This window comes from Micromonospora sp. Utrum1 (genome assembly GCF_057197805.1).
The window spans coordinates 2,337,385-2,360,207 of the sequence record NZ_CM170071.1 but is presented as its reverse complement, the minus strand read 5'-3'; the positions used below and the strand labels follow the sequence as shown (position 1 = coordinate 2,360,207).

The 22,823-nt window shown below is 72.2% G+C and carries 15 protein-coding genes; 8 read left to right on the top strand and 7 right to left on the bottom strand.

The genetic code is table 11. From position 1 onward, the window contains the following. Window positions 1-68: 68 nt before the first annotated feature. Complete coding sequence (gene wecB, locus AC0OLQ_RS11330; protein WP_484531285.1) at window positions 69-1,181, bottom strand: non-hydrolyzing UDP-N-acetylglucosamine 2-epimerase; 1,113 nt, start codon at window positions 1,179-1,181, stop codon at window positions 69-71. 244 nt (window positions 1,182-1,425) lie between these two features. Here wecB and AC0OLQ_RS11325 point away from each other — a divergent pair, with 244 nt between their 5' ends. From AC0OLQ_RS11325 to AC0OLQ_RS11315, 3 genes are read left to right on the top strand one after another with little or no spacing between them, the layout of a single operon-like run. Further along, window positions 1,426-2,475: a polysaccharide biosynthesis protein gene (locus AC0OLQ_RS11325; RefSeq protein WP_484531284.1), complete on the top strand. Its 1,050-nt coding sequence runs from the start codon at window positions 1,426-1,428 to the stop codon at window positions 2,473-2,475. Then, entirely contained in the window at window positions 2,472-3,788 is a 1,317-nt protein-coding gene (locus AC0OLQ_RS11320) for a glycosyltransferase family 4 protein (RefSeq protein WP_484531283.1), read from the top strand. Before AC0OLQ_RS11325 ends, AC0OLQ_RS11320 begins: the two co-directional genes overlap by 4 nt. Continuing rightward, entirely contained in the window at window positions 3,785-4,696 is a 912-nt protein-coding gene (locus tag AC0OLQ_RS11315) for a dTDP-4-dehydrorhamnose reductase family protein (protein ID WP_484531282.1), read from the top strand. The genes AC0OLQ_RS11320 and AC0OLQ_RS11315 overlap by 4 nt, the downstream gene beginning before the upstream one ends. Before the next feature lie 106 nt (window positions 4,697-4,802). Here AC0OLQ_RS11315 and AC0OLQ_RS11310 read toward each other — a convergent pair whose 3' ends face one another. The 3 genes from AC0OLQ_RS11310 to AC0OLQ_RS11300 form a co-directional block, all read right to left on the bottom strand. Further along, the gene (locus AC0OLQ_RS11310) at window positions 4,803-6,101 is read right to left on the bottom strand and encodes a glycosyltransferase (RefSeq protein ID WP_484531281.1); all 1,299 of its coding nucleotides are present in this window, start codon (window positions 6,099-6,101) and stop codon (window positions 4,803-4,805) included. 153 nt (window positions 6,102-6,254) lie between these two features. Beyond that, complete coding sequence (locus AC0OLQ_RS11305) at window positions 6,255-7,622, bottom strand: lipopolysaccharide biosynthesis protein (RefSeq protein ID WP_484531280.1); 1,368 nt, start codon at window positions 7,620-7,622, stop codon at window positions 6,255-6,257. 3 nt (window positions 7,623-7,625) lie between these two features. Beyond that, a complete protein-coding gene (locus tag AC0OLQ_RS11300; protein WP_484531279.1) occupies window positions 7,626-9,038 on the bottom strand; it encodes an O-antigen polymerase in 1,413 nt (470 codons plus the stop codon). A 257-nt stretch (window positions 9,039-9,295) separates the two neighbouring features. Between AC0OLQ_RS11300 and AC0OLQ_RS11295 the strand changes: the two genes are divergently transcribed. Continuing rightward, complete coding sequence (locus AC0OLQ_RS11295; protein ID WP_484531278.1) at window positions 9,296-12,406, top strand: M14 family metallopeptidase; 3,111 nt, start codon at window positions 9,296-9,298, stop codon at window positions 12,404-12,406. A 90-nt stretch (window positions 12,407-12,496) separates the two neighbouring features. Further along, complete coding sequence (locus AC0OLQ_RS11290) at window positions 12,497-13,420, top strand: NAD(+)/NADH kinase (RefSeq protein WP_484531277.1); 924 nt, start codon at window positions 12,497-12,499, stop codon at window positions 13,418-13,420. Window positions 13,421-13,429: 9 nt separating this feature from the next. Here AC0OLQ_RS11290 and pgm read toward each other — a convergent pair whose 3' ends face one another. Both pgm and glgC read right to left on the bottom strand, forming a co-directional pair. Then, complete coding sequence (gene pgm / locus AC0OLQ_RS11285) at window positions 13,430-15,073, bottom strand: phosphoglucomutase (alpha-D-glucose-1,6-bisphosphate-dependent) (protein ID WP_357333094.1); 1,644 nt, start codon at window positions 15,071-15,073, stop codon at window positions 13,430-13,432. A gap of 31 nt (window positions 15,074-15,104) precedes the next feature. Then, window positions 15,105-16,337 (bottom strand): glucose-1-phosphate adenylyltransferase, encoded by a 1,233-nt coding sequence (glgC, locus tag AC0OLQ_RS11280; protein WP_484531276.1) that lies wholly within the window; start codon window positions 16,335-16,337, stop codon window positions 15,105-15,107. Between the two features lie 95 nt (window positions 16,338-16,432). On the opposite strand from glgC, the gene glgA reads away from it, so the two are divergent. Genes glgA through glgB form a run of 3 tightly spaced genes read left to right on the top strand, consistent with a single transcriptional unit; the run spans window position 16,433 to window position 21,872 of the window. Beyond that, window positions 16,433-17,641, top strand: a complete 1,209-nt coding sequence (glgA, locus tag AC0OLQ_RS11275) for a glycogen synthase (RefSeq protein WP_484531275.1) — start codon at window positions 16,433-16,435, stop codon at window positions 17,639-17,641. A 38-nt stretch (window positions 17,642-17,679) separates the two neighbouring features. Next, the gene (locus AC0OLQ_RS11270) at window positions 17,680-19,782 is read left to right on the top strand and encodes an alpha-1,4-glucan--maltose-1-phosphate maltosyltransferase (protein ID WP_484531274.1); all 2,103 of its coding nucleotides are present in this window, start codon (window positions 17,680-17,682) and stop codon (window positions 19,780-19,782) included. Next, the gene (gene glgB, locus AC0OLQ_RS11265; RefSeq protein ID WP_484531273.1) at window positions 19,770-21,872 is read left to right on the top strand and encodes a 1,4-alpha-glucan branching protein GlgB; all 2,103 of its coding nucleotides are present in this window, start codon (window positions 19,770-19,772) and stop codon (window positions 21,870-21,872) included. The genes AC0OLQ_RS11270 and glgB overlap by 13 nt, the downstream gene beginning before the upstream one ends. A 52-nt stretch (window positions 21,873-21,924) precedes the next feature. Here the strand turns inward: glgB and AC0OLQ_RS11260 are convergent, their stop codons facing one another. Beyond that, the gene (locus AC0OLQ_RS11260; protein WP_484531272.1) at window positions 21,925-22,758 is read right to left on the bottom strand and encodes an oxidoreductase; all 834 of its coding nucleotides are present in this window, start codon (window positions 22,756-22,758) and stop codon (window positions 21,925-21,927) included. Window positions 22,759-22,823: the final 65 nt, after the last annotated feature.

The following is a 22,823-nucleotide window of genomic DNA, read 5'->3' as shown; positions in this document are numbered from 1 at the left end:
AGCCGGGCGGCGCACGACAGACGCAACGGGGCGGCACCGACCAGGTGCCGCCCCGCTGTGTGCCGCGGTCAGCGGCGGATGCCCGCCCAGTCATGGTGACGGCGGACGGTGGAGAGGATGAAGTCGACCACCCGGCGTGAGGTGTCCGGGACCTGGTAGTCGACCGGACAGGGAACGCCCTGCGCGGCAACCTGGTCCACGGTCACCCGCACCGCCTCGACCACGCCCTCCGGGTCCAGCCCGGTCATGATGATGCCGCCAGCGTCGAGCGCCTCCGGTCGCTCGATCGACTCGCGCAGCGTGACTGCGGGGAAGCCGAGGATGGCCGCCTCCTCGCTGATCGTCCCGCTGTCGGACAGCGTGCAGTACGCCTTCGTCTGCAGGTGCACGTAGTCGAGCAGGCCGAACGGTTCGTGGAAGGCGATTCCGTCCAGCACGCTCGCGTCCGGCGCCAGCGCCTCCAGCCTCTTGCGGGTCCGGGGGTGCGTGGAGACGAGCACCGGGTAGCCCCAGTGGTCGCGTACCGCGCGCAGGCAGTCCAGCAGCCGGGCGAGCCGGTCCGGACGGTCGACGTTCTCCTCGCGGTGGGCGCTGACCAGGAAGTACCGGTCCGCCGTGAGCTCCAGCTGGCGCAGAATCGTCGAAGCGACGATGCCCGTCCGATAGTGCTCCAGCACCTCGCGCATGGGCGAGCCGGTGTGCAGGATCCGACGCGGGTGCAGTCCCTCGGCCAGCAGGTTGCGCCGGGCGTGCTCGGTGTAGACCAGGTTGAAGTCGGAGACGTGATCGACCAGGAGCCGATTCGTCTCCTCCGGCACGTTGAGGTCGAAGCACCGGTTGCCCGCCTCCATGTGGTAGACGGGCACCTTCATCCGCCGGGCCATCAGCGCCCCGATGCAGCTGTTGGTGTCGCCGAGCACGAGCAGGGCGTCCGGTCGCAGCTCGGCGATCGCCGACTCCAGGCCGACGAGCACGCCGCCCAGTACGCGTCCCAGCGACGACGTGTCGACCCGGAGGAACCGGTCGGGCTCGCGGATCCGCAGCTCCTTGAAGAAGACGTCGGACAGCGAGCTGTCCCAGTTCTGCCCGGTGTGCACCAGCGTGTGGTCCACCGCGTCGTCGAGCCTGGCGATCACCCGCGAGAGCCGGATTATCTCCGGCCGGGTTCCCACCACCGTCATCACCCGCGTCATGTCGTGCCTCTCGCCGAGCCGGCCCAGCGTCTGCCGGCAGCTGCCAATCGTTGGACCAACGAACTCGGGCGTGCGACGGTCGCGGCCGTCTCACGGCCTCAGCCCCCCGGGCTCACATCACCTTCCTCCCTTATGTGCCCTTATGGGGGTTCTAATCGTTATTGGGCAGTAGTGTCTTATTCAATCGCGATGTGAACTCCCGTCACCGGGACGGGGGAGGACTGGAGGAGATGTGGCTTCCTCGCTCTCGGGTCGACGCTTCCTGATCACCGGCGGGACCGGCTCGTTCGGCCAGACGATGGTCACCCGCCTGTTGGACGCCGGGGCCGAAGAGGTGCGTGTCCTCAGCCGCGACGAGTCCAAGCAGGACGCCATGCGGCACCGGCTCCGCGACGACCGGGTCCGCTACTACGTCGGAGATGTCCGAGACCAGGACAGCGCCGTCAAGGCGACCCGCGGCGTCGAATACGTGTTCCACGCCGCCGCGCTCAAGCAGGTGCCGTCCTGCGAGTTCTTCCCGCTCGAGGCGCTCCGGACCAACGTCCTGGGCAGCGCCAACGTGGTGGATGCCTGCGAGCGCAACGGGGTCGAGGCTCTGGTGTTGCTGAGCACCGACAAGGCGGTCTACCCGGTCAACGCGATGGGGATGACCAAGGCACTCATGGAGAAGGTGGCCCAGGCCCACGCCCGCAACAACCCCGGCGCCCGTACGCGGGTCTGCTGCGTCCGCTACGGCAACGTCATGTACTCCCGCGGCTCCGTCATTCCGCTGTTCATCGAACAGATCCGCAACGGGGTCCCGCTCACCGTGACCGAGCCGGCCATGACCCGGTTCCTCATGTCGCTGGAACAGTCGGTCGAGCTGGTCGAGCACGCCTTCCACCACGGCCAGCCGGGTGACGTGTTCATCCGCAAGGCGGACGCCTGCACGATCGGGGACCTCGCCACGGCGCTGTGCAACCTGTTCGGGGTCCCGGCGAAGTTCGACGTGCTGGGGATCCGGCACGGCGAGAAGCTCTACGAGACGCTGGCCAGCCGCGAGGACCTGGCTCGGGCCGAGGACTTCGCCGACTTCCTGCGCGTGCCGGTGGACAGCCGGGACCTCAACTACGGCCTCTACTTCGACGAGGGCGACACCGACCGCGACCACCGGGTGGACTACCACTCGCACAACGCCCGCCGGTTGGACGTCGCCCAGGTCATGGCGCTGCTGTCGACCCTGCCGGAGATCCGCGCACAGCTCGACGCGATCGCCCTGCCGACCGTCGCCACCCGCGCGTGACCGGCGCGACCGGGCCGGGCCGCACCGTCAACGAGCGTGCCGACCGGGTGGCGCTGGTCAGTCAGTGGTTCCCCCCGGAGCCGACCGGGATCCCGCTGGGCATCGCCCGGGCGCTGCGGGGATACGGCTTCGCCGTGGACGTGCTGACCGGGGTGCCCAACTATCCGACCGGCACCGTACATCCCGGCTACCGGGCCCATCGCCGAACCGTGGAGGACCGGGACGGCCTGCACGTGCTGCGGTCCCCGCTGTACCCGAGCCACGACCGCTCGGCGGTCCGCCGCGCCGCCAACTACCTGAGTTGGGCCGCCTCGTCCACCCTCTTCGGTCGACGCCTCCTGCGCTCCGCCGACGTGTCGCTGGTCTACGGCTCGCCCATCACCGCCGCCAGCGCCGCGATGGCCGCCCGGCTGCGGTGGGGCACCCCGTACGTGCTCATGGTGATGGACCTGTGGCCCGACTCGGTCTTCGCCACCGGGTTCCTGGCCGGCGGCCCGGGTCGCCGCCTCGCCCAGAACGCCCTCGGCCGGTTCACCGACCGGGTCTATCGCTGGGCCGACCACGTCACGGTCCCCTCCCCCGGCCTGCGCGAGACGGTGCTGGCGCGCGGCGTGCCGGCCGAGAAGGTGTCGGTGGTCTACAACTGGGCCGATGAGAAGGTGATGCAACCGACCGAGCCGGACCGGGAGTTCCGGGCGCGTCTCGGCCTCGGCCCGCGCGACTTCGTCGTCATGTACGCCGGTAACGTCGGCGCCGCCCAGCGGCTCGACGTGGCCGTCGAGGCGATGGAGCACCTGCGCGACCTGCCGGACGTGCACCTGGTGCTCGTCGGCGACGGTGTGGAACGCGAGGCCCTGCGCCAGCGGGCGACGGCCCGACGGTTGGCGACGGTGCACTCCGTCGACCCGATCGAGCCGCACCTGATCTCCGCCACCATGGCGGCGGCGGATCTCCAGCTGGTGTCGCTGGCCGACGAGCCGCTGTTCCGCATCACCCTCCCGGGCAAGGTCCAGGCGATCCTCGCCAGCGGCCGGCCCGCCCTCGTCTGCGCACCCGGCGATGCCGCCCGCATCGTGACGGGGGCCGGTGCGGGGTTCGCCGCACCGCCGGGCGACCCGGTCGGTCTGGCGGAGGTCATCCGGCAGGCGCGTGCGACGCCGGCGCACCTGTTGCGCGCCATGGGCGACGCGGGCCGGCGGCACTACCTCGGGCACATGAGCGAAGCCATCAACGCGCAGGTGCTCGCCGACCTGCTGACGGATGCCGCACGGCGAGGTGGCGCGGCCACCCGCCGGGAGAGGAAGACACGATGACCCGGGTTCTCGTCCTCGGCGTAACCGGAATGCTGGGCCACACCCTGCTACGGGAGCTCGACCGGGATCCGGACGTCGAGGTGCACGGCACCGCCCGGGCGCGGGAGGTGACGGGCCTGCTGCCGGCCGATCTCGCCGTCCGGGTCAGGACCGGTGTGGACGCGCGCGACGTCGACGGGATCCGGCGGCTGCTGCACGACGTCCGGCCGGACGCGGTGGTCAACTGCGTGGGAGTCGTCAAGCAGCGCCCGGAGGTGCAGGACGCCGTCGGGACGGTGTCGCTGAACGCGCTCTTTCCTCACCTGCTCTCCCGCGAGTGCGCCGCCGTGGGCGCCCGCCTGATCCACGTCAGCACCGACTGCGTCTTCTCCGGCGACCGCGGCGCCTACGTGGAGACCGACCTGCCCGACCCGCCGGACCTGTACGGGCGGTCGAAGCTGCTGGGCGAGGCGACGGAGGGCGGCGCGCTGACGCTGCGGACGTCGATCATCGGTCACGAGCTGGCCTCGAACCGGTCCCTCGTCGACTGGTTCCTCACCCGGTCCGGTGTGGTGAGCGGCTACACCAAGGCCATCTACAGCGGGGTGACGACCCTCGAGTTCGCCCGGCTGCTGCGCACGGTGATCCTGCCGCGTACCGACGTCGCCGGGCTCTACCACGTCGCGGCGACGCCGATCCCGAAGTACGACCTGCTCCGTCTCGTCGCCGCCGAGTACGGCTGGACCGGGGAGATCGTGCCCTACGACGGATTCGTCTGCGACCGGTCCCTGTCGGCCGAGGCGCTCGCCGCGGTCACCGGCTACCGGCCGCCCTCCTGGCCGGAGATGATCGCCCAGTTGCACGCGGCCCGGACACGCTGGGGTCTGGCTTTCCCCACCGCGCCGGGCGGCGACCCGTCGCTGTCCTGACCAGCCGTCCGCGGGCCGCGGGCCGCGGGCGTCCCCGGCGCCCCGGCCCGACGGCGTCCCCGATACCGGGGCAAGGCCGCCGGGCGGGCGACGGGGAGCGGCCGGGTCAGCGCCGCGGCCGGTGCGTGTCGGCCGCGGCGGCGAGGATCTCGAGGTACCGCGTCAACTGGTCCTCCCGGTAGAGGCCGTCCAGCGTGGACGGAGCCAGCTCCGGGACCCGGCCGGTCCGGTCCTTCTCGGCCAGCCACATTCGCAACTGGTCGGCGATCTGCCCCGGATCGCTGAGGACGACGCCGGCATGGCGGGACCGCAGGATGTCCGCGACGATCCCGTCGGGGTGCCCGATCATGAGGATCGGACGACGGGCCCGCAGGTAGTCGAAGAACTTTCCGGGCACCGTCCCGGCGTCGCGCGGGTCGTTCCACATGACCAGCACCAGAACGTCGGCCTCCGCTTGGACCCGCCACGACTTCTCGGCCGACACCTCGCCCAGGTTGGTCACGGAGTCGGCGACTCCGGCGCGTTCGGTCGCCGCCTGGGCCACTCCGTTGTCCTCGCCGGCGAAGACCACGTTGACGCGCCGGGCCTCGGGCCCGAGCAGCGCGACCGCGTCCAGCAACGGTGCGGGATCCCGCTTGCCCGGGTTGAGCCGGCCGGTGTGCGCCAGGGTCAGCGTCGCGGGCCCAGACGCAGCCGGCTGCCAGGCGGGGGGCTCGGCCTCGTCGGACGCCGGCGGTTGCCGGTCGATGCCGTTCATGACGACCTCGGTGTCGATCCCGAACGTGGTTCGCATGATCTCGGCCAGCGGCTCGGAGATCGTGACGCAGTTCGCGGCCGAGCGGAGCAGCCGGTGCTCCATCCGGCGGTCGATGACCTGACGGATGCGGGTGCGGCCGTACGGCCAGTAGTCGTTGCCGACCGTCCACAGGTCCCGGTAGTCCGCGACCCAGGGCACGTCCAACCGGCGCGCGATTCTCGCGGCGACCAGGTATGCCGACGCCGGCGGACCGGTCACCATGATCACATCGGGGCGCCAACCGTCCCGGTTCCGCAGGAACTGCCGGACGGCCGGCACCACCCAGTTGACACAGGCGTCCGGGATCAGGACCTCCCGCCCGATCGTGCCGAGCGCTGTCAGCAGCTGGCGCCGGCCCACCCGGGACCGGGCCTCCGCGCGGCGTACGGACGAGACGAGCTGGGCCGACCGGGGCACCGGGGCGGCCCGGAGGATCTGGCTCTCCGGAATACCGGGATCCGGTGCGCCCGGGTCCGCCGGCGTCGCGGTGAGCACCCGCACGTCCCACTTCCGGTCGGCGGCGAACCTGGCCAGTTCGCCCGGCCGTCGGGCACCCACCGATTCCGAGGGCGGGAAGACGTAGGCGATGATCAGCAGTCGGGGTCGCATGTCGGTTGACTCGTTCCTCGTGGGACGGGGCCTCAGCGCGAGCGGAGGCGTCGCAGCGTCGGCCACCCCGGCAGGCGTCCGTTCTGTCAACGTTCGGATCAACGACCCGCTATGCCCCGAGTTATGCGGAATCCCGCGCGGCGGCCGGACCGGTCACACCGGCTCCGGTTGCCGCGCCGGCACGGACGGCCCGTCGTCGCGAACCCGCCGCCCCGCATCGCCGCCGCCGACGACCGTCCGCAGCGACAGCAGCCAGCAGGCCGCATAGGCGACGGCGGTCGCGATCCCGAACCCCCACACGGCGGTCAGCGCCGACCCACCGGCGAGCCAGGTGATCCCGACCGTGCCGGAGACGACGACGATCCGCGCCACGTCCCAGGTGAGCTGGAGACCCTGGCGACCGAAGACGACCAGCGTCTGCGACAACGGGGAGGCGACGAGGTGCGCGGCCGTGCCGATCGCCAGGGCCTGGGCGAACGCCCCGCTGCCCGCCCACTCGTCGCTGAACACGAGCCGGAAGAGCATCGGCGCCGCCAGCACGACGAGGGCCGCGGCCGGAAGCGCGATCAGGACGAGCTGACGGCTCGCGTTGAGGAAGATCCGCCGCGTCCGCTCGGGCGTCTCGCGGGCTGCCCGTGCGAGCTCGCCGAGGTAGACCTGGGCGATGGCGGTGCCGAGCAGGGCCGCCGGCGCCGCGAGGACCCGCTGGGTGAGGCCGAGCAGTCCCGCGGCGGTGCTGCCGTACCAGAAGGCGATCAGCAGGACCGGAAGCTGGAGCCCCAGCACGTTGAGCAGTCCCGACGGCGCCAGCACGAGGGGAAACCGGCGGTACCGCAGCGCGGTCCGCCACAGCTCCCGAGGACTGCGGGCGGCTCTGGCCTCCGCCCCGCCCAGGCGGGCGCCGGGAGCCAGCATGAGCGCGCCGGCCGCCTGACCGAGAGCCAGGCCCAGGGCAAGGCCGCCCGCACGCACACCGGCCGCTCCCGCGAGGAGCTGGGTGACCAGCATCGATACGGACTGCAGGAAGTTCCGGCGGCCGATGGAGGCGTACCGGCGGTGGCGGATCGCGAGCTGGTTGAGCACCAGGAGGCACCCCATCGCCGCGGAGGCCCACGGGACCAGCCACAGCCAGGTCCGCAGGGCGGGCTGGCCGAACGCGTCGGCGACCGGGCCGCCGGCCACCGCCACCACGGCGGTGCCCAGCGTCGCCGTCAGCAGGGCGCAGGTGAGCCCCAGGGCCACCAGCGCGTGCGCGCCGCGTTCCTGCTCCGGAAGCGGTACGGCCAGGTCGAAGCGGAACGCCGCGACCGTCCCCAGGGTCGCCACCAGGGTCGCGATCACGGTGAAGACGCCGAAGTCGGCCGGTGAGTAGAGGCGCGCCAGTGCGGGTGCCGCAGCGAGCAGGAGCAGTTGGCCGCCGACGGTGCCCGAGGCGATGCTCAGCACGCCTCGACGGCTCACGCTCAGCCGGGACCGCGCCGCCGCGCGCAGTCCCGTCCACCGCATCGCGTCGCCGCGCACGCCCTATCGACCCGCCCCCACCGGATCGCGCCCCTCCCGGACGGGGACGGCCCGCCCCGGTTGCCAACCGACCGGCCCGTACCGCTGCGGCGCCGGGCCCGTCGAGGACGACTCCGCGGCGCGGGCGCGGGCCGGGAGGGCGGTGTCCGCCCGTTTGATCCGGCCGCCCCAGTACCAGAGCGCCAGGTAGGCCACGAGGCCGGTGTTCAGCAGCGTCTCCGGGCCGCCCACCGCCCAGGTTCCCAGCACGACCGTCATGCCGGCGTACCCCATCAGCTCAAGGGAGTTGTAGCTGCGCCGGCGCAGCCCGTTGAAGGTGATCGTCTGCAGGACGATGGCGAGGCCGGCGGCTCCGGCCAGGACGCCGAGGGTGCCGAAGTTGTAGTGGATCGAGCCCCACAGCGACGGCGGAGAGGTGCCGACGGGCGAGCCGTAGAGCGTGGCGAACACCTCGTTGGCCAGGGTGCTTCCCCGGTCGCCCGGAAGGACGCCCAACAGTGAGCGCAGCCATTCGCCGCCGTAGCGGACCGGCAGCTGAGACGTGTAGTTGAAGGCGGCGAGACCGGAGAGCTGGTTGTCCTCCAGGAAACGCCGGTAGAGCTCGGACGCCGATGCCCGGAGCGGATGACCGCCGTCCTCGCTGCGACCCAGGACCTGCGTCGCGACGAGCACCACCGGGGCGCCGATCAGCGGCACCAGCAGGACCCACCGGGACATCGCACGGCCGACGGCGAGGAACGAGTAGACGACCAGGGTCAGCAGGAAGAGGAAGAACGCGCCGCGCTGGCCGGTGCCGATGAGCGCCAGCGCCGCCAGACCCAGTGGGAGCAGGGCGCAGACCCGCCCCAGCAGACCGGGCCGGTTGAAGTACCAGACGGCGAGGAGCACGGCGAGCGACGGCAGGAGGATGTTGCGGAACTGGTTGGCATAGCCCGGGAAGAAGTAGTCCTCTCCCGCGTACGACTGCAGCCGGAGCGTGGTCACGTCCTCCGCCTGACCGGTGAGCAGGCCGCGCAGGCCCACGACGAAGGCGCTGTAGCCGACGGCGGCGAAGTACAGCCCGGTGGCGACCATCGACACCATGATCACCAGCACGACGGCCGGCGTCGGCCGCACCAGCCGGAAGGTGTACGGCGCGTGGTCACCCACCCGCCGGGGCACGGTTCGCCGGCTGGTACGCAGGCACATGAACGTCACCATGCTCACCAGCAGGTACGTCGCCACCGCCCCGAGCACGAGGTGGCCGTAGAACGTCTCGGTGCGCGAGTCCGGGTCGATGAGCTGGACCGTCCCGAAGGCCATCAGCAACTGCGACACCACGAAGAGCCCGTCCGGGGTGAGCAGCCCGTAGGTGCGGACGGCGACGACGTAGTGCAGGGCGGCGAGCAGGAGCACTGGAACGAGAAGCAACATCATCGCTTGCTGAATCCGATCATCGTCTGGACCCGTCCGCCGAAACTCGGGCAGGGTGCGGCTCCGCCCCGCGGCACAACACGGTCAACGACACGCCACCCGGCAGGTCACGCGCCGTGACCCGGTCGGATCCACCAAGACCGCCACGTGGAGTCGCCGCCCCGACACGCCGGGTATCAGACGCAGCCATCGAACCATTGACATACATGCCGCACAGCGACCAGGCTCGCGCCTGATGTCCTTCCACCGAAGGGGGCGCGATGAGACCGACACGGCTGGCGATCGCCGGCGTGTTCACCCTGGTCGGCGCGATGGCGCTGACCGCTCCGGCCAGTGCGCGGCCACCGTCCGACCCGGGCGGCCGCGACGGGCTGGAGGTCTACGTCGGCACGGTCGACGCGGCGCAACTGGAGAAGCTGCGGGCGGCCGGGGTCGACCTGGACGAGGACCACCGGTCCGCCGATCCGGCCGGGGCCACCACGATCGAGACCGTGCTCACCCGACGGACTGCGGCCCGGCTCACCAGCCAGGGCGTGCCGCTGACCGTCAAGAAGGTCCGCGGCAGGCCGGCCTCCCAGGCGCTGCGTGAGCAGGCCGCGGCCGGCTGGACGGCGTTCCGGTCGTACAGCGAGCCGGGCGGCATCCGGGACGAGCTGACCGCCACCGCGGCCCGGTATCCCGGGCTGGCGAAGGTGGAGACCATCGGGCGTACGGTGCAGGGCCAGCCGATCCTGGCGGTGAAGGTCACCCGCGGCGCGCGCACGCTGCCGGACGGCAAGCGGCCGGCGGTGCTCTACGCGAGCACCCAGCACGCCCGCGAGTGGATCACCCCGGAGATGACCCGCCGGCTGCTGCACCACGTGCTGGACAACTACGGCGCCGACGCGGTGATCACCCGGCTGCTGAACACCACCGAGCTGTGGTTCCTGCCGGTGGCCAACCCGGACGGCTACGACCACACGTTCACCCCGGGCAACCGGCTGTGGCGCAAGAACCTGCGGGACAACGACGGCGACGGCCGGATCACCGGCGCGGACGGCGTCGACCTCAACCGCAACTTCAGCTACAAGTGGGGGTACGACGACGAGGGCTCCTCGCCGGAGCCGGCCAGCGACACCTACCGGGGCGCCTCGCCCAACTCGGAGCCGGAGACCAAGGCGCTGGACGGGCTGTTCCGCCGGGTCGGCTTCGAGTTCTTCGTCAACTACCACTCCGCCGCCCAGCTGCTGCTCTACGGCGTCGGCTGGCAGGTGAGCACCCCCACCCCGGACGACGTGATCTACGAGGCGATGGCCGGCGACGACGCCCACCCGGCGGTGCCCGGCTACGACCCGGACATCTCGGCCGAGCTGTACACCACCAACGGCGACACCGACTCGCACGCGCAGGTCCGCTACGGCGCGCTCGGTTTCACCCCGGAGATGTCCACCTGCCAGACGGCCGCCGCGTCCGACCCGGACGACCAGTGGCGCCCGGAGGACTGCGTCAGCGGCTTCGTCTTCCCCGACGACGAGAAGCTGATCTCGGCGGAGGTGGCGAAGAACCTGCCGTTCGCCCTGGCCGTGGCGAAGTCCGCGGCCGACCCGGACGATCCCGCCTCGGTGGTCGGCCGGAGCACCCCCGACTTCGTGGTGGACGCGTTCGACACCTCGTACGGGCGGACCCAGCAGGTCGCCTCGATCACCCGGCGCGCCCTGAAGGACGTGCGGATGCACTGGACGGTCAACGGCGGCCGGCCGAAGACCACCAAGGTCCGCGAGTGGCGCGGCGGCGAGCGGTACGGCGACACCAACGACCGCTACTACGCCGAGTTGCGCGGCACGGTCACCGGCACCCGGCCCGGCGACCGGGTGGAGGTCTGGTTCACCGGGGTGAAGCCGCGCCAGGGCCCGGTGGCCAGCGCGCACTTCACCTACCGGGTGCACCCGGACATCGGTGGGGACGTGCTGGTCCTCGCCGTGGAGGACGTGACCGGGCCCAGTCCGGCGCAGGACGCCACCACCGCGAAGTACGCCGCCGGCATCGCCGCGTCCGTCGAGAAGGCCGGGCACCGCGCCGACGTGTACGACTTCGACGCGATGGGCCGGAAGGCGCCGCATCCGCTCGGCGTGCTCTCGCACTACCGGGCGGTGGTCTGGGAGACCGGGGACGACGTCATCCTCCGCTCCCCCGGGCAGGTCGCCGGCACCACGGCCGAGGCGGCGCTCACCACCGAGCTGGCCGTCCGGGACTATCTCAACGAGGGCGGCAAGGTTCTGATCAGCGGCAAGTACGCGCTGTTCGCGCAGGGCTCCGACGGCGGGTACGTCTACCGGCCGGGCGCCCCGCCGGAGTGCCTGGACCCGGACGACGTCGCCTGCCTGCCGCTGCTCAACGACTTCCAGCAGTACTGGCTCGGGGCGTACAACTACCTCGGCGACGGGGGCACCGACCCGTCCGGCGAGCCGTACCCGGTGCGCGGTTCGGCCGGGGCGTTCACCGGCTTCGCGGGGAGTCTCAACGCGCCCGGGTCGGCCGGCAACCAGGACCACACCGCCTCGTTCCTCAGCACGTCGAGCTTCCTGCCGCCGGACCGCTACCCGCAGTTCGCCAGCTCGGCGGCGGTGGACTGGGCCCGGCCGGGCGCCGCGCCGTACGACCCGCGCACCGGCGACTGGTACGTGTACAGCGGCCGGGCCGACGAGGCGTACAAGCGGCTCACCCGCACCGTCGACCTGACCTCGGCGACCGCTGCCGAGCTGCGCTTCGCCACCTCGTACGACATCGAGGAGAACTGGGACTTCATGATCGTCGAGGCGCACGAGGTGGGCAGCGACGACTGGACCACGCTCCCGGACGCCAACGGCCACACCCGCCCGGTCGCCGGGGAGAGCTGCGCCTCGGGCTGGGTGGACGAGCTGCACCCGTTCCTCGCCCACTACCAGGGCGCGGACTGCTCCCCGACGGGCACCACCGGGAGCTGGCACGCGGCCACCGGGGCGTCCGGCGGATGGCAGGAGTTCGCCGTCGACCTCTCCGGCTACGCCGGCAAGAAGGTCGAGGTCGCCATCTCGTACGTCTCGGACTGGGGCACCCAGGGCCTCGGCGTGTTCCTGGACGACGCCCGGGTGACGGTGAACGGGTCGGTGGTCTCGGACACCTCGTTCGAGACGCCCGACCTGGGCGGCTGGACGGTGGCCGGGCCGCCGGCCGGCTCGGGGCCCGCGGCCAACGACTGGACCCGCAGTGAGCAGGCGTTCGAGGAGGGCTCGGCGGTGGTCACCGCCGACAGCGTCTATCTCGGCTTCGGGCTGGAGGGGCTGGCCCCGGCGGCCCGGGACGACCTGGTCGCCCGGTCGCTGACCCACCTCACCGGCCGGCCGCGCCGCTGAGTCCGGGCGGGCGCGCCGGCGGTGGTCCCGCCGCCGGCGCGCCTGCCCGTACGCCCCGCCGACCGGGCCCGGATGTGATGAGCTGTACGGGTGGCGGGACTGGGTCTGGTGCTGCACCCCACCCGGGACGTCTCCGAGGTGGTCGGGATCATCGAGCGGTGGGCGTCGCGCCACCGCAAGACGCTGCTGGTCCGCGCCGAGGACGAGCACCGGGTGCCGTCCCGCGTCGAGCCGGTCCCCGCCGAGGAGCTGGCCGTCCGCGCCGACGCGCTGATCAGCATCGGCGGCGACGGGACCATGCTGGGCGCGCTGCGCATGGCGGTGCACAGCCCGAAGCCGGTGCTCGGCGTGCACCTGGGCCGGCTCGGCTTCCTGGTGGAGGTCGAGCCGCCGGACCTGCCCGACGCGCTGAGCCGGCTGCTGGCGAAGGACTTCACCGTCGAGTCGCACGCCTGCCTCGCCTGCGACGTGTGCGGCGACGACGTGGTCGCCTTCAACGACATCGCGCTGGTCCGCCAGCCCGGCTCCGGGTTCGTCACCGCCACCCTGGCGGTGGACGGCCAGCGGTACGGCTACTACCGCTGCGACGCCCTGGTGGTCAGCACGCCGACCGGCTCGACCGCGTACAGCTACGCGGCGGGCGGACCGCTCATCTCACCGGCGGCGGACGCCGTGGTGGTGACCCCGTCGGCGCCGATGGCGGGCATCTCCCGGTCGGTGGTGCTCGCCCCGGAGGAGAGCATCCGGCTGGACCTCCGGCCGAATTCGGCGGCGGTCGCCGTCGAGATGGACGGGCTGGTGATCAAGGACGCGGCGACCGAGGGCGCGGTGCAGATCCGCTACCAGCGGAACGCCGGCCTGGTGGTGCGCTTCGACCCGAAGCGCTACCAGGAGCGCAACCAGCTCAAGCTGAGCCTGCTCGACCTGCCCTTCCTGCCCGACCAGCTCCGCGAGCTGCTCCCCGAGGAGCTGCGGCGCGAGCGCAACCAGCGGGAGCTGGAACCACCCTGCTGACCGGCCGGGTCAGGCCTGCTTGAGCACGTCGGAGACCAGCGCCTTCGCCTCCTCCTGGATCCGGGTGAGGTGCTCCGGGCCCTGGAACGACTCGGCGTAGATCTTGTAGACGTCCTCGGTGCCCGACGGCCGGGCGGCGAACCAGCCCGACGCGGTGCTCACCTTGAGCCCGCCGATCGACGCCCCGTTGCCCGGCGCCGTGGTGAGGGTCGCGGTGATCGGCTCGCCGGCCAGCTCGGTCGCGGTCACCTGCTCGGGCGAGAGCTTGGCCAGCACCGCCTTCTCCTCCCGGCTGGCCGGGGCGTCGATCCGGGCGTACGCGGGCGCGCCGAAGCGCTCGGCCAGCTCGGCCCAGTGCTCGCTCGGGGTCTTCCCGGTGGTGGCGATGATCTCCGAGGCGAGCAGGCAGAGCAGGATGCCGTCCTTGTCGGTGGTCCAGGTGCTCCCGTCGCGGCGCAGGAAGGACGCGCCGGCGCTCTCCTCGCCGCCGAAGCCGACCGCCCCGTCGAGCAGGCCGGGCACGAACCACTTGAAGCCGACCGGCACCTCCAGCAGCGGCCGGCCCAGGTCGGCGGCCACCCGGTCGATCATCGAGGAGGAGACCAGGGTCTTGCCGACGGCCGCGGCCGGCCCCCACTGCTCCCGGGTGCGGAACAGGTGCCCGATGGCCACGGCCAGGTAGTGGTTGGGGTTCATGAGGCCGCCGTCCGGCGTGACGATGCCGTGCCGGTCGGCGTCGGCGTCGTTGCCGGTGGAGACGTTGAACCGGTCGCGGGCCGCGATGAGCGAGGCCATCGCGTTCGGCGAGGAACAGTCCATCCGGATCTTGCCGTCGGAGTCGAGGGTCATGAACCGCCAGGTCGGGTCGACCGTCGGGTTGATCACCGTGAGGTCGAGGCGGTGCCGCTCGGCGATCTCCCCCCAGTACGCCACGCTCGCCCCGCCCATCGGGTCGGCGCCGATGCGCACCCCGGCGTCCCGGATCGCGGCGATGTCCAGCGCGGCGGGCAGGTCGTCGACGTACCGGGCGAGGAAGTCGTACTCCCCGGTGGTGTCGGCGGCGCGCGCCCGCGCGTACGGGATGCGCTTCACCTCCTTGAGCCCGGCGGCGAGGATGCTGTTCGCGCGGTCCTGGATCCACTTCGTGACGTCACTGTCGGCGGGCCCGCCGTGGGTGGGGTTGTACTTGAAGCCGCCGTCGTCCGGCGGGTTGTGCGACGGGGTGATCACGATGCCGTCGGCGAGCCCGGCGGTGCGGCCCCGGTTGTGGGTGAGGATGGCGTGCGACAGCGACGGGGTGGGGGTGTAGCCGTCCCGGCTGTCCACCAGCACGGTGACGTCGTTGGCGGCGAGCACCTCCAGCGCGCTGGCCTCCGCCGGGGCGGAGAGCGCGTGGGTGTCCCGGGCGAGGAAGAGCGGGCCGTCCAGGCCCTGCTCCCGGCGGTAGTCGCAGAGCGCCTGGGTGACGGCGAGGATGTGGTCCTCGTTGAAGGCGTTGCGCAGGCTCGACCCGCGGTGCCCGGACGTGCCGAAGGAGACCTGCTGCGCCGGGTCGCTCGGATCGGGGTGCCCGGCGTAGTAGGCGGTGACCAGCCGGGGCACGTCGACCAGGTCGGCGGGTTCGGCGGGCTGGCCGGCACGGGGGTGGGCCACGGTCGGAACCTCCTTGCGGTGTACGGGTGGATCAGGGCTCGACGCGCTGGCCCTTGCCGATGACGACGATGCCGTTGTCGGAGACGGTGTAGCGCTGGCGGTCCTTCTCCAGGTCGACGCCGATCTCGGCGCCCTCCGGAACGTAGACGTTCTTGTCCAGGATGGCCCGGCGGACCACGGCGTGCCGGCCGATCTCGACACCCTCCATGAGCACCGCCCCGTCCACGTGCGCCCAGGAGTGCACCTTCACCCGCGGGGCCACGATCGAGTTCTCCACCAGCGAGCCGGAGATCACCGACCCGGGCGACACCATCGAACTGACCGCGCGGCCGACCCGCTCGCCCCAGGCGTGCACGAACTTGGCCGGCGGGTACGGCGGCTGGTTGCTGTAGATCGGCCAGTCGAAGTTGTAGAGGTTGAAGACCGGGTGGACGTTGATGAGGTCCATGTGGGCGTCGTAGAAGGAGTCGAGCGTCCCCACGTCGCGCCAGTAGCCGCGGTCCCGGTCGGTGCTGCCCGGCACCTCGTTGTCCTTGAAGTCGTAGACGTTGGCCTCGCCCCGCTCGACCAGCGTCGGGATGATGCTGCCGCCCATGTCGTGCTTGCTGGTCTTGTCCTCGGCGTCGCGCTCGACGGCCTCGCAGAGCGCCTTGGTGCTGAAGACGTAGTTGCCCATCGAGGCGTAGATCTGGTCGGGCGCGTCGGGCAGCCCGACCGCGTCGGTGGGCTTCTCGCGGAACGCGCGGATCCGCCGGCCGTCCGCGCCGACCTCGATCACGCCGAACTGGTCGGCCATCGACAGCGGCTGGCGGATGCCGGCCACCGTCACCGCGGCGCCGGAGGCGATGTGGTCCTCCACCATCTGCCGGGGGTCCATCCGGTAGATGTGGTCGGCGCCGAAGACGATCACGTGGTCGGGCTGCTCGTCGTTGATCAGGTTGAAGCTCTGGTAGATCGCGTCGGCCGAGCCGGCGAACCACCACGGGCCGCGACGCTGCTGGGCCGGCACCGGGGTGACGTAGTTGCCGAGCATCGTCGACATCCGCCAGGTCTGGGTGATGTGGCGGTCCAGCGAGTGGGACTTGTACTGGGTGAGCACGACGATCTTGAGATAGCCGGCGTTGGCCAGGTTGGAGAGGACGAAGTCGACCATGCGGTACATCCCGCCGAAGGGGACGGCCGGCTTCGCCCGGTCGGTGGTGAGGGGCATCAGGCGCTTGCCCTCCCCGCCGGCCAGGACGATCGCGAGCACCTTGGCAGCCATGCTCAGACGCTATCCATCCCGCCCCGACTTCACCACTCGTACGGGCACAGTTTGCCCCCGGGTGCCGGGCCGGATTCCGCGCTAGGGTGCCGGGCATGAGCGATTCCGCCCGGCTGCGCGTCGACCTGCTCACCCGCGAGTATCCGCCGGAGGTCTACGGCGGCGCCGGGGTGCACGTCGAGTACCTCGCGCGCGAGCTGCGCCGCCTCGCCGACGTGCGGGTGCACTGCTTCGGCGCGCCCCGCGACGAGCCGGGCGTCACCGCGTACGTCGAGCCGGCGGCGCTGACCGGCGCGAACGCCGCGCTGCGCACCATGGGCGTCGACCTGGAGATGGCCGCCGGTGCCGCCGGCACCGACGTGGTGCACAGCCACACCTGGTACGCCAACCTGGCCGGGCACACCGCGAAGCTGCTGCACGGAGTGCCGCACGTGGTGACCGCGCACAGCCTGGAGCCGCTGCGCCCGTGGAAGGCCGAGCAGCTCGGCGGCGGCTACGCGCTCTCCTCCTGGTGCGAGCGGACCGCGTTCGAGGCCGCCGACACGATCATCGCGGTGAGCCAGGGGATGCGGCGGGACGTGCTGACCGCGTACCCGGAGGTCAACCCGGACCGGGTTCGGGTTGTCTACAACGGCATCGACACCGCGCAGTACACCCCGGACCCCGGCACCGACGTGGTGGACCGGCTCGGCATCGACCCGGCCCGCCGCAGCGTGGTCTACGTCGGCCGGATCACCCGGCAGAAGGGCCTGCCGTACCTGCTGCGGGCGGCCCGGGAACTTCCCGCCGACACCCAGCTCGTGCTGCTGGCCGGCGCCCCGGACACGCCGGAGATCGCCGCCGAGGTGGAGGGCCTGGTCGCCGAGCTGCGGGCCAACCGCTCGGGCGTGGTCTGGATCGCCGAGATGCTGCCCAAGCACGAGGTGATCCAGGTGCTCACCCACGCCACCGTCTTCGTCTGCCCGTCCGTCTACGAGCCGATGGGCATCGTCAACCTGGAGGCGATGGCCTGCGAGACCGCCGTGGTGGCCACCGCCACCGGCGGCATCCCCGAGGTGGTCGCCGACGGCGAGACCGGGCTGCTGGTCCCGATCGAGCAGGCCGGCGACGGCAGCGGCCGGCCGCTCGATCCGGAGCGCTTCGTGGCCGACCTGGCGGCAACGGTCAACGACCTGCTGGCCGACCCGAAGCGGACCGAGGAGTTCGGTCTCGCCGGCCGCCGCCGGGCCGTCGAACACTTCTCCTGGGACACCATCGCGCAGCGGACGCTGGAGGTGTACCGGTCGGTGGGAGCGGCCGGCTGACCCGAGCACGAAGCGATCTCGCGCAGTAGGTTGAACCGGTGACTGGACGGTTCCCGATCGAAGACGTCTCCCCCGTCGTCGCCTGCGGTCGCTACCCGGCCAAGGCGGTGGTCGGCGAAATCGTGCCCGTGTCGGCCCGCGCCTACCGTGAGGGCCACGACGCGCTCGGTTGCAACGTGGTCTGGCTCGGCCCGGACGGCACCGCCCGCCCGTTCACCCGGATGCGCCCCGGCGAGCCCGGCCAGGATCGCTGGCACGCCGCCATCCGCCCGGACGCGGTCGGCACCTGGCGGTTCACCGTGGAGGCCTTCCAGGACCCGTACCTGACGTGGCAGAACGCCGTCACCAAGAAGCTCGCCGCCGGCCAGGGCCCGGCCGAGCTGGCCAACGACCTGGCCGAGGGCGCCCGGGTGCTGGAAGCCGCCCTCGACCTCGTGCCCGAGGCCGACCAGGAGCGGGTCCGGGCGGCGCTGGCCGCGCTGCGCGACGAGGACGACGAGCTGCCCCGCCGGGTCGGCGCGGCGCTCGACCTGGCCCCGCTGCTCTGGGACCACCCGGTGCGCGAGCTGGTCACCACCGGCGACGAGCACAGCCTCTGGGTCGACCGGCCGCGGGCGCTCTTCTCCGCCTGGTACGAGTTCTTCCCCCGTTCCGAGGGCGCGATCCCGGCCACCGTCGACGCGCCCGCCCGGTCCGGCACCTTCGTCACCGCCCTGGACCGGCTGCCCGGCGTCGCCGCCATGGGCTTCGACGTGCTCTACCTGCCGCCGATCCACCCGATCGGCCGGGTCAACCGCAAGGGCCCTAACAACGCGCTCACCGCCGGGCCGGACGACGTCGGCTCGCCGTGGGCGATCGGCGCCGCCGAGGGCGGCCACGACGCCATCCACCCCGACCTGGGTACGCCGGAGGACTTCCGCGACTTCATCGCCGCCGCCGCCGAACAGGGCCTGGAGGTGGCGATGGACCTGGCGTTGCAGTGCGCCCCGGACCACCCGTGGGTGACCGAGCACCCGGAGTGGTTCACCACCCGGGCCGACGGCAGCATCGCGTACGCGGAGAACCCGCCGAAGAAGTACCAGGACATCTACCCGCTGAACTTCGACAACGACCCGGAGGGCATCCGGGCGGAGATCCTGCGGGTGGTGCTGCACTGGGTTGGCGAGGGCATCCGGATCTTCCGGGTCGACAACCCGCACACCAAGCCGTTCGACTTCTGGCACTGGCTGATCTGGGAGGTCAAGAAGGTCGACCCGGACGTGCTCTTCCTCGCCGAGGCGTTCACCCGCCCGGCGATCATGCACGGCCTCGGGAAGATCGGCTTCACCCAGTCGTACACCTACTTCACCTGGCGCACGTCCCCGGCCGAGATGCGGGAGTACTGCGCGGAACTGGTCGCGGCGGCCGACTACATGCGACCCAACTTCTGGCCCAACACCCCGGACATCCTGCACTCCTCGCTCCAGCACGGCGGCCCGCCGATGTTCAAGATCCGAGCGGTGCTGGCCGCGCTGCTCTCTCCCTCCTGGGGCATGTACGCCGGCTACGAGCTGTTCGAGCACGTCGCCCGCCCGGGCGCCGAGGAGTACCTGGACAACGAGAAGTACGAGCTGCGCCCCCGGGACTGGGCCGGCGCGCAGGAGCAGGGCCGCTCGCTCGCCCCGTTCATCGCCACCCTCAACCGGGTCCGCCGCGACAACCCCGCCCTGCACCGGCTGCGCAACCTGCGCTTCCACGACATCGACAACCCGGCGCTGCTCTGCTGGTCCAAGCACGACCCGGACACCGGCAACACGGTGATCGTGATCTGCTCGTTCGACTCCCGGTCCGTCCAGTGGGGCAACACCACCCTGGACATGCCGGCGCTCGGCTTCGACTGGCACGAGCGGTTCACGGTGCACGACGAGCTTTCCGGCGCCGACTACGACTGGGGGCAGCGCAACGCGGTGCGGCTCGACCCGTACCTGCAACCGGCGCACGTGCTCACCGTGCGCCGGCCCGCCCCGCCGGCCGAGCCCGAGCCCGCGCCGCCGGCCCCGGCCGCGCCCGACCTGACCGTCGAAGACGTACCCGCCGACCTCTCCGGCGGCACCGCCCCGACCGCACCGGCCGCGAAGGACGACGCACGATGGAGCAGCTGATCGCCGGCCAGGCACACGACCCGCACGCCGTGCTCGGCGCGCACCCCGCCGACGGGCGCACCACCATCCGGACGCTGCGCCGGGGCGCGGCCGACGTGACGGTGCTCGCCGGCGACGAGCGGCACCCCATGAAGCGGGTGCACGACGCGGGCGTCTTCGAGGCCGTGCTGCCCGGCGAGGTGCTCGACTACCGGGTCGAGGTCGACGGCGCGGCGCACGACGACCCCTACCGCTACCCGCCCACCCTCGGCGAGCTGGACCTGCACCTGATCGGCGAAGGCCGGCACGAGCGGCTCTGGGAGGCGCTCGGCGCCCGGGTCTTCGACGAGGGCGTGGCGTTCACCGTCTGGGCGCCCAACGCCCGCGGGGTCCGCGTGGTCGGCGACTTCACCGGCTGGGGGTCGGACGACGGCTGGCCGATGCGCTCGCTCGGTTCGAACGGGGTCTGGGAGATCTTCGTGCCCGGCGCCACCGTCGGCAGCCGGTACAAGTACCGGATCCTCGGCGCCGACGGGCACTGGCGGGACAAGGCCGACCCCCTCGCGGCCCGCACCGAGGTGCCGCCGGCCACCGCCTCCGTGGTGCACCACTCCCGCTACGCCTGGGGCGATGCCGACTGGCTCACCCGCCGGGCCCGGCGGCAGCCGCACCAGGAGCCGATGAGCGTGTACGAGGTGCACCTCGGCTCCTGGCGCCCCGGCCTCGGCTACCGGGAGCTGGCCGAGCAGCTCACCGCGTACGTCACCGAGCTGGGCTTCACCCACGTCGAGTTCCTGCCCGTGATGGAGCACCCGTTCGGCGGCTCCTGGGGTTACCAGGTCACCGGCTACTACGCCCCCACCGCCCGGTTCGGCGACCCCGACGAATTCCGCCACCTGGTCGACCGGCTGCACCAGGCCGGCATCGGGGTGATCCTCGACTGGGTGCCAGCGCACTTCCCCAAGGACGAGTGGGCCCTCGCCCGCTTCGACGGCACCCCGCTCTACGAGCACCCCGACCCGCGCCGCGGCGAGCACCCCGACTGGGGCACCTACGTCTTCGACTTCGGCCGCCGCGAGGTGCGCAACTTCCTGGTCGCCAACGCCCTCTACTGGCTGGACGAGTTCCACGTCGACGGGCTGCGGGTCGACGCGGTCGCCTCGATGCTCTACCTGGACTACTCCCGCCAGGAGGGCCAGTGGGCGCCCAACGTGCACGGCGGCCGGGAGAACCTGGAGGCCATCGCCTTCCTGCAGGAGGTCAACGCCACCGTCTACAAGCACCACGCCGGGGTGCTGATGATCGCCGAGGAGTCCACCGCCTGGCCGGGCGTCACCCGCCCCACGGCCGAGGGCGGGCTGGGCTTCGGCTTCAAGTGGAACATGGGCTGGATGCACGACACCCTGCTCTACACCTCCAAGGACCCGATCTACCGGCAGCACCACCACCATCAGCTCACCTTCTCCCTGGCGTACGCCTGGAGCGAGAACTACGTGCTGCCGATCAGCCACGACGAGGTGGTGCACGGCAAGGGCTCGCTGGTCGGCAAGATGCCGGGCGACACCTGGCAGCGGCTGGCCAACGTCCGGGCGCTGCTCGCGTACATGTGGGCGCACCCCGGCAAGCAGTTGCTCTTCATGGGCTGCGAGCTCGCCGACGACCGCGAGTGGAGCGAGGAGCGCGGCCTCGACTGGTACCTGTTGCACGACCCGGCGCGAGCCGGCGTGCAGCGCCTGGTCGGCGACCTGAACCGGGTCTACCGGGAGACCCCGGCGCTCTGGACGCAGGACACCGACCCCGCCGGCTTCCGCTGGATCGCCGGGGACGACGTCGCCAACAACGCCGTGTCGTTCATCCGGATCGCCCCCGACGGCCAGACCCTGGTCTGCGTGGCCAACTTCTCCGCGCTGCCGCTGGAGGGCTACCGGGTCGGGCTGCCGGCCGGCGGCACCTGGACCGAATTGCTCAACACCGACGCCCACCACTACGGCGGTTCCGGCGTGGGCAACCTGGGCGCGGTGCGGGCCGAGAGCGTGCCGTGGCACGGCATGCCGGCGTCCGCGGCGCTGCGCGTCCCGCCGCTCGGCGTCCTCTGGCTCCGCCCCGCCTGACCGCGGATCGGCGCCGCGCCCCGGCCCGACCCCGGTCGGTCGGCCGGCGGACCTAGGACGGGAAGTCGGCGGAGCGGCTCACCTCCGCCCACTCGGCGGCCTCGGCGGCCCGCTGCTCCGACGACGTCCGGGCCAGCTCCACCGCCGTCGCGCCCAGCAGGAGGCGCAGCGGCGGACGCGGGTGATCGACGATGTCGACCAGGATACGCGCCGCCCGTGCCGGGTCGCCGGGCCAGGTGCCGTCGGTCTCCCGGCGGAAGGCGTTCGTCCGGCCGACCGTCTCCTCGTAGTCGGGGTGGACCGGGTGGAACCGCATCGAGGCGCCGCCCCAGTCCGTGCGGAACGGGCCGGGCTCCACGATGGTGACCTTGATGCCGAGCGGCTTCACCTCGGCGTTGAGCACCTCCGAGAAGCCCTCGACGGCGAACTTCGCGGACTGGTACGCGGCCATGCCGGGGGTGCCGCCGACCCGGCCGCCGATCGAGGAGAACTGCAGGAAGTGCCCCGAGCGCCGGGCTCGCAGGACCGGCAGCGCCGCCCGGGTGACGTGCACGACCCCGTAGAAGTTCGCGTCGACCTGGGCGCGGAAGTCGTCCGCCGGCGTGTCCTCGATCGAGCCGGAGTTGCCGTACCCGGCGTTGTTGGCCACCACGTCCAGGGAGCCGAAGTGCTCCACGGCGCGGCGGACCGCGGCCTCCGCGGCCTCCGGGTCGGTGACGTCGAGGGCGAGGGTGAGGACGCGGTCGCCGTACCGCTCGACAAGATCGGCGAGCTGCTTGGGGCGCCGCGCCGTTGCGACGACGTTGTCGCCGGCCTCCAGCGCGGCGACGGCCAACTCGCGGCCGAGGCCGCGCGAGCTGCCGGTGATGAACCAGGTGCGAGTCATCTGCTTACCTACCTACTGGTTGGTTGGTTGGTTGCCTCCAGTATGCCGCGCCGCCGCAGCGTCGA

Excerpts from the sequence above, each read along its gene's own strand:
- wecB (WP_484531285.1), bottom strand. The coding sequence starts at position 1,181 with ATGACGGTGGTGGGAACCCGGCCGGAGATAATCCGGCTCTCGCGGGTG.
- AC0OLQ_RS11315 (WP_484531282.1), top strand. The coding sequence starts at position 3,785 with ATGACCCGGGTTCTCGTCCTCGGCGTAACCGGAATGCTGGGCCACACC.
- AC0OLQ_RS11310 (WP_484531281.1), bottom strand. The coding sequence starts at position 6,101 with ATGCGACCCCGACTGCTGATCATCGCCTACGTCTTCCCGCCCTCGGAA.
- AC0OLQ_RS11300 (WP_484531279.1), bottom strand. The coding sequence starts at position 9,038 with ATGATGTTGCTTCTCGTTCCAGTGCTCCTGCTCGCCGCCCTGCACTAC.
- AC0OLQ_RS11295 (WP_484531278.1), top strand. The coding sequence starts at position 9,296 with ATGAGACCGACACGGCTGGCGATCGCCGGCGTGTTCACCCTGGTCGGC.
- glgC (WP_484531276.1), bottom strand. The coding sequence starts at position 16,337 with ATGGCTGCCAAGGTGCTCGCGATCGTCCTGGCCGGCGGGGAGGGCAAG.
- glgA (WP_484531275.1), top strand. The coding sequence starts at position 16,433 with ATGAGCGATTCCGCCCGGCTGCGCGTCGACCTGCTCACCCGCGAGTAT.
- glgB (WP_484531273.1), top strand. The coding sequence starts at position 19,770 with ATGGAGCAGCTGATCGCCGGCCAGGCACACGACCCGCACGCCGTGCTC.
- AC0OLQ_RS11260 (WP_484531272.1), bottom strand. The coding sequence starts at position 22,758 with ATGACTCGCACCTGGTTCATCACCGGCAGCTCGCGCGGCCTCGGCCGC.